The 17,939-nt window shown below is 35.0% G+C and carries 10 protein-coding genes; 4 read left to right on the top strand and 6 right to left on the bottom strand.

Going from position 1 to position 17,939, the window contains the following annotated elements:
• Positions 1-13: 13 nt before the first annotated feature.
• From BUC09_RS06975 to BUC09_RS06965, 3 genes are all read right to left on the bottom strand, one after another.
• The gene (locus tag BUC09_RS06975) at positions 14-547 is read right to left on the bottom strand and encodes a DUF4136 domain-containing protein (protein ID WP_073310009.1); all 534 of its coding nucleotides are present in this window, start codon (positions 545-547) and stop codon (positions 14-16) included.
• Positions 548-627: 80 nt separating this feature from the next.
• The gene (locus tag BUC09_RS06970; protein ID WP_073310007.1) at positions 628-2,619 is read right to left on the bottom strand and encodes a urocanate hydratase; all 1,992 of its coding nucleotides are present in this window, start codon (positions 2,617-2,619) and stop codon (positions 628-630) included.
• 212 nt (positions 2,620-2,831) lie between these two features.
• Complete coding sequence (locus BUC09_RS06965; protein ID WP_073310005.1) at positions 2,832-3,014, bottom strand: C1orf53 family protein; 183 nt, start codon at positions 3,012-3,014, stop codon at positions 2,832-2,834.
• A 27-nt stretch (positions 3,015-3,041) separates the two neighbouring features.
• On the opposite strand from BUC09_RS06965, the gene BUC09_RS06960 reads away from it, so the two are divergent.
• Positions 3,042-3,368 (top strand): hypothetical protein, encoded by a 327-nt coding sequence (locus BUC09_RS06960; RefSeq protein WP_073310003.1) that lies wholly within the window; start codon positions 3,042-3,044, stop codon positions 3,366-3,368.
• Here the strand turns inward: BUC09_RS06960 and BUC09_RS14840 are convergent.
• Both BUC09_RS14840 and BUC09_RS06950 read right to left on the bottom strand, forming a co-directional pair.
• A complete protein-coding gene (locus BUC09_RS14840) occupies positions 3,365-7,834 on the bottom strand; it encodes a glycine-rich domain-containing protein (RefSeq protein WP_073310001.1) in 4,470 nt (1,489 codons plus the stop codon). The two genes, BUC09_RS06960 and BUC09_RS14840, sit on opposite strands and share 4 nt — an antisense overlap.
• A 410-nt stretch (positions 7,835-8,244) precedes the next feature.
• Complete coding sequence (locus BUC09_RS06950; protein ID WP_143161877.1) at positions 8,245-13,911, bottom strand: GEVED domain-containing protein; 5,667 nt, start codon at positions 13,909-13,911, stop codon at positions 8,245-8,247.
• A gap of 513 nt (positions 13,912-14,424) precedes the next feature.
• On the opposite strand from BUC09_RS06950, the gene BUC09_RS06945 reads away from it, so the two are divergent.
• The 3 genes from BUC09_RS06945 to hemL are packed head-to-tail and all read left to right on the top strand — an operon-like array spanning position 14,425 to position 17,540.
• A complete protein-coding gene (locus BUC09_RS06945) occupies positions 14,425-15,330 on the top strand; it encodes a 1-aminocyclopropane-1-carboxylate deaminase/D-cysteine desulfhydrase (RefSeq protein WP_073309997.1) in 906 nt (301 codons plus the stop codon).
• Positions 15,323-16,207, top strand: a complete 885-nt coding sequence (locus BUC09_RS06940) for a glucosaminidase domain-containing protein (RefSeq protein ID WP_073309995.1) — start codon at positions 15,323-15,325, stop codon at positions 16,205-16,207. Before BUC09_RS06945 ends, BUC09_RS06940 begins: the two co-directional genes overlap by 8 nt.
• A gap of 46 nt (positions 16,208-16,253) precedes the next feature.
• Positions 16,254-17,540 (top strand): glutamate-1-semialdehyde 2,1-aminomutase, encoded by a 1,287-nt coding sequence (gene hemL, locus BUC09_RS06935; protein ID WP_073309993.1) that lies wholly within the window; start codon positions 16,254-16,256, stop codon positions 17,538-17,540.
• A 50-nt stretch (positions 17,541-17,590) separates the two neighbouring features.
• On the opposite strand, the gene BUC09_RS06930 is transcribed toward hemL, so the two are convergent.
• Positions 17,591-17,929, bottom strand: a complete 339-nt coding sequence (locus BUC09_RS06930; protein ID WP_073309991.1) for a hypothetical protein — start codon at positions 17,927-17,929, stop codon at positions 17,591-17,593.
• Between the last annotated feature and the right edge of the window lie 10 nt (positions 17,930-17,939).

The following is a 17,939-nucleotide window of genomic DNA, read 5'->3' as shown; positions in this document are numbered from 1 at the left end:
AATTAATTTCAAATTATTTGATTTGTGGTGGAAATTGTTCTAGTATTTTAGAAACAAATTCATTAGCTCTTTCGTCTTTTTTTTCAACACATTGTGTTAAGTATCCTGTTCCTACACCTTGCCAAATTAATTCTTTGTTTTTTGCATCAATCAAATCGATATAAAGAGTTCCTTCGGTAGAAGTGGTAACATATGGTCTTCCTCCCCAAAAATATGGGTTCCATCCGTAGCCCCAACCATAACCCCATCCAGAGTAATATTGATTTACATCAACGCGTTCTCTTTCTTTAGTAAAAATGTTGACCAACAAATCTGGGGATTCACTTTTTGAAAGACCTTTAGCACTTAATTGTGTGTCAATTGAGCGAAGAATCCTTTTTTTATCTAAATCGGAAATTTCAGCTTTATCAATCCCACTTTTATGAAAGGCAAAGGTTTTATATTGTCCAAAGTTGGCATTTTTGTCATAATCTGCATTAACCCTCACTGAACTACACGAGGCAAGTACAAAAAGTAATGCTAGAGACAATAGTTTTAATGTTTTCATATTCAAAGAGTTTAAAAATTGTTTTTCTGTATTAAAATTACAAGAAATTTAGTTTAAACTATTTAAAATAATCATAAAACTTAAAAATCAAGTAATCCTTCTTCAACTATATTAGGCAGTGTAACTTTTAAAAGTGGCTGATTTTCCATAGCTCTTTTTATAGCAAAAACAGCACCTTCATTTCTTGCCCAACTTCTTCTTGAAATTCCGTTATTTACATCCCAGAACAACATCATTTCCAAGCGTTTAGATGCTTCAGTACTACCATCAAGAACCATACCAAAACCACCGTTTATAACTTCTCCCCAGCCAACGCCACCACCATTATGAATAGAAACCCATGTAGCACCACGGAAACTATCTCCAATAACGTTATGAATGGCCATATCTGAAGTAAAACGAGAACCGTCATAAATATTTGAAGTTTCTCTATATGGTGAATCTGTACCTGAAACATCATGGTGATCTCTTCCTAAAACAACGTATCCAATTTCTCCATTTGCAATAGCTTCGTTGAAGGCTTCGGCAATTTTAACTCTTCCTTCAGCATCAGCGTAAAGAATTCGCGCTTGAGAACCAACGACTAATTTATTTTCTTGAGCACCTTTTATCCATTGGATATTATCGGCCATTTGTTGTTGAATTTCAATTGGCGAATTTTTCATCATTTCTTCTAAAACATCGCAAGCAATTTTGTCAGTTTTAGCTAAATCTTCAGGATTTCCAGAAGCACATACCCAACGGAAAGGTCCGAAACCATAGTCGAAACACATTGGTCCCATAATATCTTGTACATAAGAAGGATATTTGAATTCTCTTCCTAAAGTTGGATTTGGATTCATAACATCTGCTCCAGCTCTAGAAGCTTCTAATAAGAAGGCATTTCCATAATCGAAGAAATACGTTCCTTTATCTGTATGTTTATTGATAGCTGCTGCATGACGGCGTAATGTTTTTTGAACTTCTACTTTGAATTGTTCAGGATTATTTGCCATCATTTCATTAGATTCTTCAAAAGTAAAACCAGTAGGGTAGTAGCCACCAGCCCATGGATTGTGTAATGAAGTTTGATCAGAACCTAAATCGATGTGTAAATTTTCTTGGTCAAATTTTTCCCAAACATCAACTACATTTCCTAAATACGCAATTGAAACCACTTCTTTGCTTTCTAAAGCTGTTTTTACTCTAGTTACTAAAGCATTTAAATCTTCTATAATTTCATGAATCCAACCTTGTTCGTGTCTGATTTTAGTGATTTTAGGATTAACTTCTGCACAAACTGTAACACAGCCTGCGATAGTTCCTGCTTTTGGTTGCGCACCAGACATTCCTCCTAAACCAGAAGTAACGAATAAACCCCCTGAAGGCGATTTTTTAATTTTTCTGAAACCATTTAAAACAGTAATTGTAGTACCATGAACAATTCCTTGTGGACCAATATACATATAACTTCCGGCAGTCATTTGTCCGTATTGAGATACTCCTAATGCATTCATTCTTTCCCAATCATCCGGTTTAGAATAGTTAGGAATCACCATACCATTTGTAACAACTACTCTTGGAGCTTCTTTATGAGATGGGAATAACCCCATTGGATGACCAGAATACATAACTAATGTTTGTTCTTCAGTCATTTCAGATAAATACTTCATGGTTAAAAGATACTGTGCCCAGTTTGAGAAAACAGCACCGTTACCGCCATAAGTAATTAATTCGTGTGGGTGTTGCGCTACAGCATAATCCAAGTTATTTTGAATCATTAACATAATCGCTTTTGCTTGTTCCGATTTTCCAGGATATTCTGAAATTGGACGCGCTTTCATTTCATAATCTGGACGAAAACGATACATGTAAATTCTACCATACGTTTCTAATTCGTTTTTAAATTCTGGTACTAATTCGGCATGATGTTTTGGTTCAAAATAGCGTAATGCATTTTGTAAAGCTAATTTTTTTTCTTCGTCAGTTAATATTTCTTTACGCTTTGGTGCGTGATTAATTGAAGTTTCGTATTGTTTTGGTTGCGGTAAAACCGATGGAATACCTTGTTGTATTTGTTCTTTAAAAGTCATTTTTAATGATTTTGGTTATTCGTTTATTCTTAATATGTAGTTATTGTAACCACTAGGGATAACGAATGTCAGACCTGTGATAGGACTTGTGTATTTTGACTCTGTATTTTTGTGAATGGTGATCCATTTGTGTTGTGTGTTTTGCGTGAGGGATGGGAGCGAAGTACCATGTACTGCGTACAGCCCGACCGAAACGAAGAGTAGGGCACGCCCTATTTTTTCTTAGTATTGGTTCCTGTTTTTTTATCAAATCCGTAAGGACAATGTCTGCAACCGCTTTTACAGCAATAACCTCTTTTTAAGTGGTATTTTTCAGTAAAACATTTGTATCCTTCGGGAGTATAATAAAAATCTTCTCCTTCGATTAATTTATTTTCGTTATTTTGCCCAAACATGGACACAAATTTAAAACTTTCGGAGGTATGATTCTTATTGTTTTTAAATATTTTACACCAAAAGGATTTCGAGGTATTACTTTTTTTCCTTTTGTCTTTTTGGTTAATAAAGAGGATAAGAAGAATCCAGCTTTTGTGAATCATGAACGAATTCATATTAAGCAACAATTAGAGATGCTTGTTGTTCCATTTTTTGTTTGGTATTCTATTGAGTTTTTATTTAGATGGATTCAATACAAGAATAAGCATACTGCTTACAGAAATATTTCTTTTGAACGAGAAGCATATAAAAATGAAAAAGACCTTTGCTATTGTGAACAAAGGCCTTTTTGGGGATTTTTAAAGTATGTTTAGTAAATTACTTTTTTAACAACTTCAGCGTCGTTTTCAAGTTTTACTTTTACTATCAATACATTAGTTGTTGGTCTAACTTCTGTTATAGAAATTTCTGTATTGTCAACTTTAGTTTTAGTAACTAATGTTTTTCCAAGTACATCATAAACCGTAACTTCTTTGATTTTTTCTAAAGATGATTTAATAGTAATACTATTGTCTGCAAAGATGTTAACTGCATTGTTATAGTCAAAATCATTGTTGCTTAGTGTTTGATTAGTATAACGTAATACAAATCTGTCTAAGTTTTCTCCTTGAACTCCATTAAATGTGTAAGGAGCAGATCTTAAATCATGAATAAGATTTAACTGTTTGTCTTCAAGGTAAATGTTTTGGTTTTGATTACTAAATAAACCATCTACACCTTGTATTGCAATATTATAACTACCAGTAGTTGGTAATTTAACTGCTAACGGAACTTGGTCATTTTGATCAAAAGGCAAGCTTCTACCTTGAATTACATTTCTGTCATAACCATCAAGTAAAGAGTAGATGCTAAAATTTGCTTTCAAATCAACTTGTGCATCATACATTTGATCTTTGCTATTTGTTGCTCCATCCACATACGCAACAAGTGTTGAATTGCTCGCGGTTGAAGAAACAATATCTAACCAAATTCTTCCTTCTGGATTTGAATTTGATTTTTGATCAGAGTTTTTGTAAAACTGATCATTTCTATATGTATTACTTCTCATTGCATTGTTAAATACAGCATTAGCAGAAGTAGATGCACTTGTGTGTAACATTTTAGTTATAAAACTTTGTCCAGCTCCAATATAACCGTCAAATCCATTTTGAGTTTGAGCTCCCGAAAGGTTATAAGTTAGATAATCGGCAGGGTCATAATTATATCCGTAGTTGTTATAGAATGGATCTGATGCTGTTGTACTAGGTGCAATTCCATGTGTCCAAACTTTTATAAACCCGTCAAGATTAGCTGCATTTGCTGTTAAGAAAGTTTTAGCATTAATTGAAGACGGATAAGGGTTTCCAATTAAATTCCAGTTATCATCATCCTGAGTTGCATCAGTAGGAGAAAATGGAGAAGTGTATAATCCAATTGTATTATAAGTTCCTCTAGAAATAGGTGTTGTGATATTTCCATTATTAGGTACTCCTGTAAAAGTAGCTGTAAAAGTAGTAGGTGAATTTAAAGGAGCGCTATTCAAGCCTCTTTCAATATATCCTTTTCCAATTACCATAGTTTCAACTCCACTAAACCAATTTCCAAAATTACCAACTCCATTCCCAGCAACAGTTGGTGTCCATTTATAAAGATTATTGTTTCCAGAGTAGGTAGAAATATCAGCTGAATTAAAGCCAGCTACTGGACTAGACCAATACACATAATCTCTGTGATCAACAAATGCGTTTCTCAGCATGTTAATGTTACCAGTATTAGCAACATTATTTATTTGAATTAGGTTGGCCGAATTGTTAACAGTAAAATTACCTCCATTATTCACATTTATCACATCAGTAATAGTTAAGCTTGTTCTGTTAGGTGCTGTTGGTGAAGCAATACTTAAATTTCCTCCATTTTGAACTGTTAAATTGTGTCCAAGTCCATTGTAATTTGCACCAGAAACAATTGCATTTCTTGGCGCTGTAGGAATAACAACACAATCAAGAGCAGTTGGAACTCCAGATGGTGTCCAGTTATTAGCAGTGTTCCAGTCTGAACTTACAGATCCATTCCATGTTTTTGATCCCGTAACGGTTACAGTAATATTGTCTTGAGCATAGAACAAACCACCATCATTACAGAATCTGTATTCTACTTGAGAATAATATGTTGTAGTTGTAGTTGGTTGTACAGTAATAGTATCTCCTGTTCCTATTTCATTTGCAGCACTTATACTGTTTTGAAACCAATGTACAATAGGAGCATAATCATCACCTACCGGAGTAAAGCGCCATGCTTCATTGGTTGCAGTCCAATCAGCATCTAAACCATTTCTTCCAGGTGGAACAGCAGCTTGTGTTCCTGTGGCGTTTTGAATACCTACAATAGCATTGTTGCCATTCCAAGGACTTCCATCGGTGTTGTCTAACGGTTTACTTTTGATGTATACTTCAATTACGTTAGTGTTTTCATACAAAACCATCATGCCGGTATATAGTTTAGTATTGTCCCCAAAGAGAGGTACATTGTTATAGGCAACTACCAGTGCTCTACATCCACTCGCTAAAGTTTTTAATTCCCATCCTACAGTTCCTCCTTTTGAAGGGTCAATATCGTGAAAAACTCCAAAAATTGAGTTTTTAAGTAAAATGTTATCGTTGCTTTGTGGAATATTGCTGCTAAAAGCATATCCGCTACTTGGGTTGGTACCAGTGAGTGCTATTGCATCAGGATCAAAAGTAATAATACTATTAGAACCGATGCGGCATTGTGTGTATGTATTTCCCCAAAAACAGAAATTAAAAGGTAAGGTAATTACAGGAGACCATACATCGTCAATTCCAACACTAACAGGATTTGCGAGGCCATTAAAAGCACTTGGTGGATTATATGCTATTTGCTCTATTGAGTAGCTAGATGTACTTCCTAATGGGAGGTAATTTGCGGCAAGTGTTGTAGCACTTGAACTTATACATGTACTCGTAGGAGGAGATGTTGTGTAGCTAATTGTTCCATTTAGTGGGTCTTGCCAGCCAGAATCAGCTGAAGGACATCCGGTTGCCACATTACTAGTTCCAAGTTGAGTTGTAAAAGGATCTGAACCTACGTTGCTACCAATAGCTCCACAGTTAGTAATTACATAAACATAATAAGTTGTATAGCTATTTAGTCCAGAAAATGTAGCAGAAGTAGCTGTAGTTGATGTCCAAGCTGCTCCTGGATAAGTTGGTGCTGTTGATGAGGTACTAATAGCATAATAATAACCTGTTGGAGATCCGAAAGCTGATGGTGTCCAAGATGCGCTGGCAGTTGTGCTTCCAGTCTCAATAGCGTTTACTGTTGGACGGCCACAAGCAGGAGGCGTACAAGGTCCATTGTAAGTTACTTGTAATTCAAAACCACTATATTGGGCAATATCATCTGATGTGAATTGTACCGTATAAGTTTGTCCAGGGGCACCAGTAAAGTTAATGGTTCCAGTTCCAGAGAAAGGACTTCCTGTTACTTGTGCGCCACCAGTTCCTGATCCAGTATAAATTCTTATGTAGTCGTAACCAGATTCGGTGTTGTAATTTCCTGTAATAGTTATATATGACTCTGATGTAGGAGCAACATTTAATACAGCATATCCATTACTATCTATATTGTAGTTTCCTGCTCCTCCATTATCAAGTAGAAGAACATTTGTGCCGCAACTAACAGAATTGTTTCCTGATGTTGGTACAATTTGTTGAGAAGTTGTTGTGAAAGTTCCAGTTCCAGAATTTCCAGAATTTCCAGAACATGTAACAACTAATCTCCATTGAACAGCAGTTCCAGCTGTGGCTAGTGCAGTTGCATTATAATTAGAATATGTTCCTGAAGCAGAACCCTGATTGATCCATCCACTAACTGTATTGTATTGCCATTGATAAGTAATGCCTGTTCCAGTTGTATATCCAGTTGCAGAAACAACATATGCGCTACTTACTGCTCCAGTCGTTGGAGATACAGAAACAGTTCCTCCTGTTGGTGTCCCAGAACATGAAACTGCATAAGTAATGATTACTTGTCCATTAGCTCCTGCTCCGCCACTTCTAGTACTTCCGCCGCCTCTTTCGCCGCCGCCGCCGCCGCCGCCAGGAATTGTTCCGTTATTTCCATCTCCGTTACTTACTCCGGCTCCACCTGTAGCTGTTGAATTTCCGCCGTTTCCGCCGTTTCCGCCGCTTGCACCACTGGCTCCTGTTGATTCTCCGTTAACACCGTTTTGCCCAGTTATATTAGTGCTGCCGCCAGTTGCTGTTCCGCCAGTTCCGCCAGTTCCACCAGCAGTATCTGTTTCTTTAAGTCCTCTTGCTCCTCCGTTAGCAGTTATACTAGTTGAAGAGTTAGTGTGAGATAAAGTGGTATTTCCACCTGGGTTTCCATCAGCAATAGTTGTTGCAGTACCTCCAGCTCCAATATTGTAATTTATTGTTTGTCCGGTTGATACTGAAAATGTTTTGGTAGAATATCCTCCACCTCCAGCGCCTCCGCCACCATAACCATTTGAGTCAGAACCTCCTCCAGAACCTCCAGCTCCCCAAACTTGTACAGTGACAGAAGTTACTCCTGCAGGAACTGTCCATGTTTCATTACCGTTGGCGGTGTTATCTGTAAAAGTTTGCGAGTATGAACTAGCAGTAATAGATAAAATTAAAAAAAGAAATGATAAAAAGTTAAACTTTTTTAAGGAATTTCCAGATTTACTGGTTTTGTAATGCTGTTTTTCTGTAAAAGCAACAAAGAGTTGCTCTACAAAGGAGTAATTTTTTTTCACGTGGTATTATAGTTAGGTTAGTTGTTTTTTGAAAAACTTTTGTCAAAATATTAAAAAAACGTTAAGCGATTTGTTAATATCGATAAAATGCTTATTTTTTCGATAAATTACGATTTTTATCGATAAAATGCATCTTGATAATTCTTAACATGTTATTATTCAAAAAGGTAGAAGAAATTAACGAAATGATTTTTTGAAAAAAAAATATAAAGTTTTCTCAGAGAATCGATTTTTTTTGTTAATGATAGAATTTCTTATTTAAAAATATCTTAACAATATGGAAATCTAAACTTAGTTCTAGCTTTTGATGACGATTAGAAATTGATTTTATTTTTATAAATACTATCAGGTGATAATAAAAAAAGACCTCCATATTGGAGGTCTTTTTTTATTGTATTTATTTTAATTATTTAGAAAATTACTTTTTTAGTAACTTCACTTCCGTTGGTAAGAGTTGCTTTAACAATTAGCATTCCACCAGTAGGTTTTAGTTCAGTTAAAATAACTTCATTTTTATTTACTTTATCTTTATCAACAAGAGTCTTTCCTAGGACATCATATATTTTAATGTTTTTGATATTTTCTGATGTTGATTTGATAGTTACATTTTCATTTGCATAGATAGAAACAGTATTACTATAATCAAAAGTGTCATTTGATAAAGTTTGATTAGTGTAACGAAGTACAAATCTATTTACGTTTTCTTCTTGAGTTGTTGTAAATTGATATGGAGCCGAACGTAAATCATGAATAATGTTTAACTGAGTGTCTTCTAAGTAAATATTTTGACTTAAATCAGTAAACAATCCATCTACCGCACCAATAGCTATAGTATATGTTCCATTTGTTGGTGTTTTGAATGCTAAATTTACTTGATCGTTTGAATCAAAAGGAGCTTTTTTACCTTGAATAATTAATCTTTCTTGACCTAATAGAGAGTTTATTCTGAAATTAGTCTTCAAGTCAGCTTGAGCATCATACATTTGATCTCTGTTGTCGGTTGCTCCATCAACATAAGCTATTAAAGCTCTTGTACTTGCATTAGATGATACTAAATCAATCCAAATGCGTCCTTCACTATTTCCTATAGATGTTTTTTGATTTGCTGATTTGTAAAACTCACTATTTGTAAAACTTGCGTTTCTCATCGAGTTATTAAATACAGCAGTCGAGCTAGTTGTAGGGCTTGTATGTTTCATTTTTGTAATAAATCCTTGTCCTGCACCAATATATCCGCTAAATCCTGGTGTTGAAGGTCCAGATAAATTCCATGTTATATAATCATTAGGATCATAATTGTATCCATAGTTATTATAGAATGGGTCTAAAGCAGTAGTAGTAGGAGGGATACCATGTGTCCAAATTTTCACAAAACCATCTAAATTTGTTGAGTTAGCATTTAAAAAGTCTGCAGCTGAAATTGATGAAGGATATGGATTTCCTAATAAATTCCAGTTGTCATCATCATCTGTTGCAGGTGTTGTTGAAACTCCAGTGTTGTAATTCACTCCACTATAAGTACCTCTAGATATTGGAGTCGTAAGAGTTCCATTATTAGGTGTTCCAATAAAAGTACTTGTAAAGTTTACTGGTGAATTTAAAGGAGCGCTATTTAAACCTCTTTCGATATAACCTTGACCAATTACCATAGTTTCCACTCCACTTGTCCAATTTCCAAAACCATTAACACCTCCTGTTGTAGGTAACCATTTGTAAAGATGATTATTGCTTGATGTTAATGAGATATTAGCAGAATTAAATCCTGCAACTGGACTAGACCAGTATACATAATCTTTAGTGTCAACAAATGCGGTTCTTTGCATGTTTATAATTCCAGAATTTGAAGGCACAGGTGATTCGGTTACTTGAACCAAATTAGCACTATTTCTTACATTAAATGTTGCTCCAGATTCAACATTAATCCAATCGGTTACAGTTAAATTTCTTCCTGATTGTAATTCTAAATTTCCTGTACCTTTTACTGTAAGATTTTTAGCTAAAGCATTAGGAGTATTCATAATCTGTGAATTGGTTGCGTTTGGAATAATAACACAAGAGTTTGCATCAGGAACTACATTTGGAGCCCAATTTCCTGCATTATTCCAATTATTGTCAATAGTACCTTTCCAAGTTTTTGTATTATTTGTAACAGATATTACTTTAGATACAGGACAACCATTACCTAATGTGGCAGTAGCAGTAAGTGACCAATTAGCTTGTTCTAATTGACTAGTTGTTGGTAATAAATATATAGTTGATACACTTTGTGCAACATATGGTATCGTAGGAGGATTGTCAATGTATGCATTTACACTGCCTCCGCTCCATGTAAAAGTTGTATTTAAAGGTTTTACACCTGTTAGTTTAAAATTATCTAGTGCCCAACCGTCGTCCCAATTTCCTGTATAAACAAAACGGATTCTTAAGTTTGTTTGTCCAGCAAAAGCTGATAAGTCTATTGAATCTGATACAAATTTTGAAGCTGATCCAATATCTGAATTATAAGTTTTCACTGTATTTGGCCATGTACCTCCTCCGTCTATTGAAACTTGTACTTCTCCTTTATCTCCTCCGTAATATGAGTAATAATGATCAAAAGTTAAAGTTAAATTACTATATACAGTTGCGTCAATTACTGGAGATGTCATAATTGTAACAATATTAGAGTTTGTGTAGTCAGAAGTTGTAAAAGCAAATCTATTTCCAGTTGTAGCCACCGCACCAGAGTTAACTGCAGGTCTCCAAACTGTTGTAGTAGTTGGTTGATAAGTACTAGTTTTTACACTCCAAGGAGTATCAGCGCCTGCGTTTGTGTTAGTTGGGGTTGCAACAGTCCAAGTTCCAAGTCCACTTTCAAAATCTTGAAGCAAAACATCTTCAGTAATAGTGTCTCCACCAGCTGTAACAGAAATAATTGTGCCTTCTCCACAAACAGTTGGAGTAGAAGGAGTCACAGTAATATTTGTAGTAGGTTTTATTGTTGCAACTACTGGTGTTCTATATAAAGATTCACAAGTACCATTATAGGCAGTTACATAATATGTTGTAGTAGAGCTTATACTAGGTGTTGTCCAGTTACCTGAACCAACTACTTGTTGTATTAATGTTGCGCCTGTTTCAGTAGAATACCATCTAAATCCAGTAGCCCCTGCGGATACAGCTGAAAGACTTACAGTATTTGTAGGGCCGCATGCGGATCCATTAGTAACGCTTGTAATTTTTTGAGCACAATCTGCCTGAACAGCAATAGTGTAATCCTCAGTTTCACCTGTAGTATATCCCTGAGCACAAGAGTTTATTGTACTGTCATCACCAAAGCTTCGAGTTCTAATTCTCATTCTATAGTTGCCTGCAGCTTGTGCTGCTGGAACTACAAATCCAAAAGAAGTGTCTCCTGTTGCAGTAGTGCCAGTTGTGTAAACTGTTTCGCCAGCATCTGCAAAAGAGCCATTGTTGTTCCAGTCAACATATGCATAAATAAATTGCCCTAAAGAGCCAGAAAGATTTATGTTGATGTTAATACCACCTCCAGGAATTTGCCTTGCAATAGTTAGAGATGTATAGTTTCCATATCCATTTGAAGAATAACCTGTTGGATTATTTGACATGTCGTTTAAGGTGCCAATAGACGTTATACCTGAAATGTAATTAGTGTTGATTAATGAAGTTGGTACACAATATGAATTATTGGCGGTAGTAATATTTCCTGTTAATGGTGATGTTGTATTGTATAAAGGACCGCCAGTACATGTTCCATTATATGAAAATACATAAATATAGTAAAGTGTATTCGCAGTTAATCCAGTAGCTAGAAAGCTGGTGTTGTTATCATTATCTACAACTGTATAACCAGCACCTATTGTACTCCCAATAGTATAGAAAGTAGATGGTGTTAAGGTAGGAGGTGTGCTACTTGTGCTTCTAACAACTAGGTAGTGATCAGCTGCAGGGCTTGCTGCAGTAAATGATCCTGTGATTGAAGCCCCATTGGCTGAAGCTAATAAAAGTGTACTAGGCTGAGCTGTAGGAGTACTACAAGCACTTGCATTAGTAACAATATTTAAAGTATAGTCTTCTACTTCACCAATAAAACCTGTTTCGCAAGGTCCTGTAGTTTTACTATTGTATTTGCATTGAATTCTCATTCTTACAGAACCTGTTGCTGCATTTAAAGGAATCGTAATGGGGTATGGACTATTACCAGTTAGGCCAAAAGCGACATTTCTCACATGTCCTAAATCATAATATTCGTCTGCATCTAGAAAATCACCATCTCTATTCCAGTCAATATAGGCAGATTGATAAGCAGTATAATTACCAAGTGTGTCTATAAAAGCACTCAATGTATAAGTTGTTCCTTTTGTAACAGTAGTACTTACAGTAGTATAATCTGAATAGGCTACGTTAACTGCGGTACCACTAGGTGTATTGTCTATTGTATTAAATGTAACGCGCTTTATCCCAAAAGCATTTACTGTATCTCCGCTTGATGTACAATAAGCTAATGTTATAGTTAGTAAGGCCTGTGTAGATGTTATCGAGCCACAACTGTTAGATGCTGTTACTCTATATAAATATCCATCCATTGTTACAGGTGCTGCAGTAATATTAAGAGTTGCTGTAGTAGCATTTGAATACACCCCTCCATTAGTTACAGTAGTCCATGCTCCGCCTCCATTTGTACTTACTTCCCAAGTGTAGTTTGTTGGAGAGTTTGTCGCCACTACAGAGAACGATGTATTACTGCCAGATGTTATTGTTGAGTTGGTGGGATTTGTTGTTATGCCAGGTGTTGCATTTACTGTTAAAGCAACTGTGTTTGATGTAATAGAACATCCAGCTGCATTAGAAATTACAACATCAAAGTTTCCAGCGATAGCAAGTGCAGGATTTGTTATTGTTAAAGTTGCAGTTGTTGCACCGCTGTAAGGAGCAGTGTTAGTTAAATTAACACCATTTCTTCTCCATTGGTATGATGCAGCTCCAGTAGCTACTACCGAAAAAGAACCACTAGAATTTGAACATATGCTTGTCGCTACAGGTTGAGTAGATATTGATGGTATTGTAGATGGGTTAACAGTTAATGTTTGTCCATTATTCATTCCGTTTGGGTTAGTTACAACTACTGTACCACTAGTTGTTCCTGGGGCAATTACAGCTGTTATTTGTGTAGCGCTAACTACAGTTACGCTTGTACATAAAGTTCCTCCTACAGATACAGTTGTTGATCCCGTAGTTGCAAAATTTGTTCCTGTAATTGTTATAGTTGTACCTATACAAACTGGTGTTGGAGAGATGCTACTTACAGAAATATAACGAAAAATAATTTGGCCTGAACCACCAACTCCACCAGCACGAGCTCCACCAGCACCACTAGCGCCTCGGGCTCCACTTCCTCCAGATCCAGGTATTGATCCGTCAACACCTGTTGTCCCATTAGCACTTACACTATTTGCTCCTGCTGCTCCAGCAGTAAAGGAACCAGCTATTCCAGCAGCTCCTCCAGTTCCAGCAGCAAGACCATTTCCACCAGCACCGCCACCGCCACCAGAACCACCACCAGCACCTGATCTAGTTCCGTCAACTCCTTGGTATCCTGATCCGCCATTAAAGGTAACATCTCCAAAGTTTAACGTTCCACCAGCTCCTCCAGCTCCATTTGCAGATCTAAGACCTCTAGATCCGCCAGCAGCTGTAATAGTATTTAGTCCAAACGTTGAAGTTGTATTTCCTCCATTTCCTCCATTCGCATTTGATCCTGCAGTACCCCCAGCTCCTAATGTGTAATTAATTGTTGCAGTTGCGACTTTATTATTTAATCTAGCATAGCCACCGCCGCCGCCGCCGCCGCCAGTTGCTCCATTACTGTTGGTTGCGCCGCCGCCGCCGCCGCCGCCGCCCCAAGCTTCTAATGTAACATGTGTTACGTTTGCAGGACGTGTCCATGTTCCAGTTCCGGGAGTTACTGAATTGTAGGTGTCAGTTTGTCCAAAAGATACTGATGACAAAGCAATCATGAAGATGAATACTAAAATCATCTTAAAGTTGAGTACTGATTTAGGGGAATTTTTCAACATATGCATCTTATTTAATTTAGTAAGAACCACTTTACTAGGCACAAAAGACTCGTGTATGTCATCAATTTGACGACATACGTATAAATAGAGCAAATATGTTTTTAGGAAATAAAGTAGTTTTTTACCATTCGTTAGCCATTAGTTTTTGAAAATTGAGATTTTCAGTTATCCATTTCAAGGTAAAGATAAATTAAGCCTTTTTTTTTTACAAATTTTGTCGATTAAATTTAACATTTTATCGTTTTTTTTAGCCTTCAAAATGATGTTTTTTGCTTTGATGATATTCTGTAAGTGTTATAAATAAAGGAGTTTTAAGTTTTTTTTATTAAAAAAACGAATTTTAAATTTTTTTATCAAAATAAGCTTTTTCTTACAATGTTAAAATCTAAATATTTGATTTAAAGCTTTTTCTGTTTTTTTTATAACAAAAAATAAATCGTTTGTTGTTTTTTATGGGGTTTAATAGGCGGTGTGATTGAGGTCAGATAATCTTTATTTGTACTTTTGCAATTAATGGATTCTACACGACAAAATATTTCATCAATTATAAAAAGTCAAAGAGTTTTAGAGATAAAAAGGGAGGATTTATTGCATCCGTTTGTTTCTGGTAATAAATTTAGGAAGCTTAAGTATAATCTAGAATTTTTAAAAGGAGGATTATTTGATTCATTAATTACTTTTGGTGGTGCTTTTTCTAATCATATAGCAGCAACTGCTTATGCTTGCAAAGAAAATAGAGTGAATAGTGTAGGTATAATACGTGGAGAAGAGCTTTGGAAGGAAATTAACAATAACCCAACACTACGTTTTGCTCAACAATGTGGAATGAAATTTGAGTTTGTTACCAGGGAACAATATAGAGAGAAGGATTCGGTTGAATTTTTGAATTATCTAAAAAGCAAGTATGGTAATTGCTATGTTCTACCTGAAGGAGGAACGAATGAACTTGCAGTAAAAGGTTGTGAGGAAATTTTGAATCTAAAGGATAGTGAGTTTGATTATATATGCTGTGCGGTAGGTACAGGAGGAACTATTTCGGGTATAATAAATTCTGCTCAGCCACATCAAAAAGTTATTGGATTTCCTGCATTAAAAGGAGACTTTTTAAAAAATGAAATTTGTAAGTTTGCAAAAAATAAAAATTGGGAATTAATCAGCGATTACCATTTTGGCGGTTATGGGAAAGTAACTGAAGAATTGATTGATTTTATTAATGATTTTTATAAAAAAACTACTATTCCTTTAGATCCAATTTATACTGGAAAGATGGTTTATGGCGTTTTAGATTTGATAGCGAAAAATTATTTTCCAGAAAACTCAAAAATACTTTTAATTCACACAGGAGGATTACAAGGTATTGAAGGTATGAATAAATTACTCGAAAAGAGGAAAATGACTAAAATATTGGTAAATGAATAAAATAGTTTGCATTTTTTTGTTGCTGTTTCTTGTTGGGTGTGGTACTTCAAAATCTAAAGTACAGTCTAAAAAAACAGCTCAGACTACTCAAAAGAAAAAAGTAGTTACTCCTACAGCAAAAAAAATAAATCGAGAACATCCAGTTGTTCAAATTGATGAAGTTAAAACGGATAAAGAAGTTCTAGTTGCTACATCAAATATAAAAGTTACTAAAGAAGTCGTTTTAGCTTACATTAATCAGTTTAAAGATGTAGCTAAACAAGATATGATGCAATATGGAATTCCTGCGAGTATAACTTTAGCGCAAGGTATTCTTGAATCAGGGGCAGGAACTGGTGTTTTGTGTAAAGTAGCAAACAATCACTTTGGAATTAAATGTCATAAAGAATGGAAGGGAGAGTATGTTCGTCATGATGATGATGCTGCTCAAGAATGTTTTAGAAAGTATCAACAAGCTCAAGAGTCATACCGTGATCATTCCTTGTTTTTGACAAGTAGACCTTGGTATCAGCCTTTGTTTAAATTGGAAAAACATGATTATAAAGGATGGGCTAAAGGTTTAAAAAAATCAGGTTATGCTACAGATCCAAAATATCCTGAAAAATTAATTAGTTTAATAGAAAGATATCAACTTCAACAATTTGATGCTGAAGTTTTAGGAATGGAGTTTGAAGTAGAAAATGATTCCATAAGTAACGAGTCAAAAAGTAACACAGAAAAAAGAATTATCCAATCTGATGAAATTCATACTGTTCAACAAGGTGATACACTTTATTCGATTTCAAAGAAATATAATTTATCTGTTGATGCCTTGAAAGTTAAAAATAATTTAACAAATAATGCTTTATCAATAGGGCAGGAGTTAATTGTAAAATAGTATAAAACATAATATAGCCTTATGGCTAAATATAAATATCAGTAAAATGATTTATCAAAGAAGTAGTCAGTTATTTGCCGAAGCTGAAAAAGTAATTCCAGGAGGTGTAAATTCACCAGTTAGAGCGTTTAAATATGTTGGAGGAACTCCAATATTTGTTAAAAGTGCAAAAGGAGCTTATCTTTTTGATGAAGATGGAAATAGATTAATCGATTATATTAATTCATGGGGGCCAATGATTTTAGGTCATGCTCATGAACCAGTAGTTAATGCTGTTGTTGAGAAAGCTAAATTAGGAACATCATTTGGTATGCCTACCGAAATTGAAACAAAAATTGCTGAATTAGCTGTTTCTATGGTGCCAAATATCGATAAAATACGTTTTGTAAATTCTGGTACAGAAGCATGTATGAGTGCTATTCGTTTAGCAAGAGGATTTACGGGAAGAGATAAAATTATCAAGTTTGCAGGTTGTTATCATGGCCATTCAGATTCGTTTTTAATTCAGGCAGGTAGTGGTGCAATTACTTTTGGTTCACCTAATAGTCCTGGCGTAACACAAGGAACGGCAAAGGATACTTTGTTGGCTAATTACAATGATATTCAAAATATAAAGGATTTATTAGAAGCTAATAAAAATGAAATTGCAGCAATTATCATTGAACCAGTTGCTGGAAATATGGGCTGTATACCGCCCAAAGAAGGTTTCTTAGAAGGACTTCGTGAACTTTGTGATCAAAATGGTACTCTTTTGATTTTTGATGAAGTGATGACAGGTTTTCGTTTAGCAAAAGGCGGCGCTCAAGAATTGTATAATGTAAAGGCTGATATTGTTTGTTTTGGAAAAGTGATTGGTGGTGGATTGCCTGTTGGTGCTTTTGCTGCGCGTAACGAAATAATGAATTATTTAGCACCTTTAGGACCTGTTTATCAAGCTGGGACTTTATCAGGGAATCCTCTAGCAATGGCTGCAGGTTTGGCTATGCTTACTGAGTTAAATTCTGATACTGAAATTTTTAAAAGATTAGAACAAAAAACAGCCTATTTAGAAGTTGGAATTAGAAAAGTATTGTCGTTAAATAATATAGATTTTACAATTAATCGAGTAGGATCTATGATTTCTGTTCACTTTGATAAAGAAGAAGTATATGATTTTAATACTTCAAAAAATGGAGACAACCAACGCTTTAAGGATTTCTTCCATGGATTAGTTAAAGAAGGCGTTTATATCGCTCCTTCGGCTTACGAAACATGGTTTATTACAGATGCTTTGACTTACGAAGATCTTGATTTTACAATACAAGCGATTGATAAAGTAGCAAAGAGTTTATGAAACTAAAAAATCCGCTAAAAAGCGGATTTTTTTATATTAATTCAAGAAATTTAATTCTTTATTAAACGGTCATATAAACCTGGTTGTTGCTGAATTTGTTTGATTTGATTTTCAGAGAAAGTAGCTCTCATCTTCATATCAATGTTTCTATAAATTTCGTTCTTTTCAGCTTCAGTGATTCCTTCTCTAGACAAAGCTTCATGTTTAGCAAGAAATAAATTGTTCATGTTTACAAAAAACTGATCGTCACCATTAGTATCGATTGCTTTTGATAACTCTAATACATTTTGCTTAGCTTTTTCAGCAGGAGTTAATTCTCTTTTTTCTTGAGCATTTGCACCCATGGTGAAAGCCAAAACAAAAAGTAATATTTGTAATAATTTTTTCATAATTAAATAA

Source organism: Flavobacterium terrae (assembly GCF_900142035.1).
GTDB classification, from domain to species: domain Bacteria; phylum Bacteroidota; class Bacteroidia; order Flavobacteriales; family Flavobacteriaceae; genus Flavobacterium; species Flavobacterium terrae.
The sequence above is the reverse complement of the archived record's forward strand: the minus strand, read 5'-3'. Positions and strand labels throughout refer to the sequence as shown.

Bases quoted from the DNA above. Each gene is read 5' to 3' on its own strand.
- hemL (WP_073309993.1), top strand. From the start codon at position 16,254: ATGATTTATCAAAGAAGTAGTCAGTTATTTGCCGAAGCTGAAAAAGTA.
- BUC09_RS06970 (WP_073310007.1), bottom strand. From the start codon at position 2,619: ATGACTTTTAAAGAACAAATACAACAAGGTATTCCATCGGTTTTACCG.
- BUC09_RS06930 (WP_073309991.1), bottom strand. From the start codon at position 17,929: ATGAAAAAATTATTACAAATATTACTTTTTGTTTTGGCTTTCACCATG.
- BUC09_RS06940 (WP_073309995.1), top strand. From the start codon at position 15,323: ATGAATAAAATAGTTTGCATTTTTTTGTTGCTGTTTCTTGTTGGGTGT.
- BUC09_RS06960 (WP_073310003.1), top strand. From the start codon at position 3,042: ATGATTCTTATTGTTTTTAAATATTTTACACCAAAAGGATTTCGAGGT.
- BUC09_RS06975 (WP_073310009.1), bottom strand. From the start codon at position 547: ATGAAAACATTAAAACTATTGTCTCTAGCATTACTTTTTGTACTTGCC.
- BUC09_RS06945 (WP_073309997.1), top strand. From the start codon at position 14,425: ATGGATTCTACACGACAAAATATTTCATCAATTATAAAAAGTCAAAGA.
- BUC09_RS06965 (WP_073310005.1), bottom strand. From the start codon at position 3,014: ATGTTTGGGCAAAATAACGAAAATAAATTAATCGAAGGAGAAGATTTT.
- BUC09_RS06950 (WP_143161877.1), bottom strand. From the start codon at position 13,911: ATGTTGAAAAATTCCCCTAAATCAGTACTCAACTTTAAGATGATTTTA.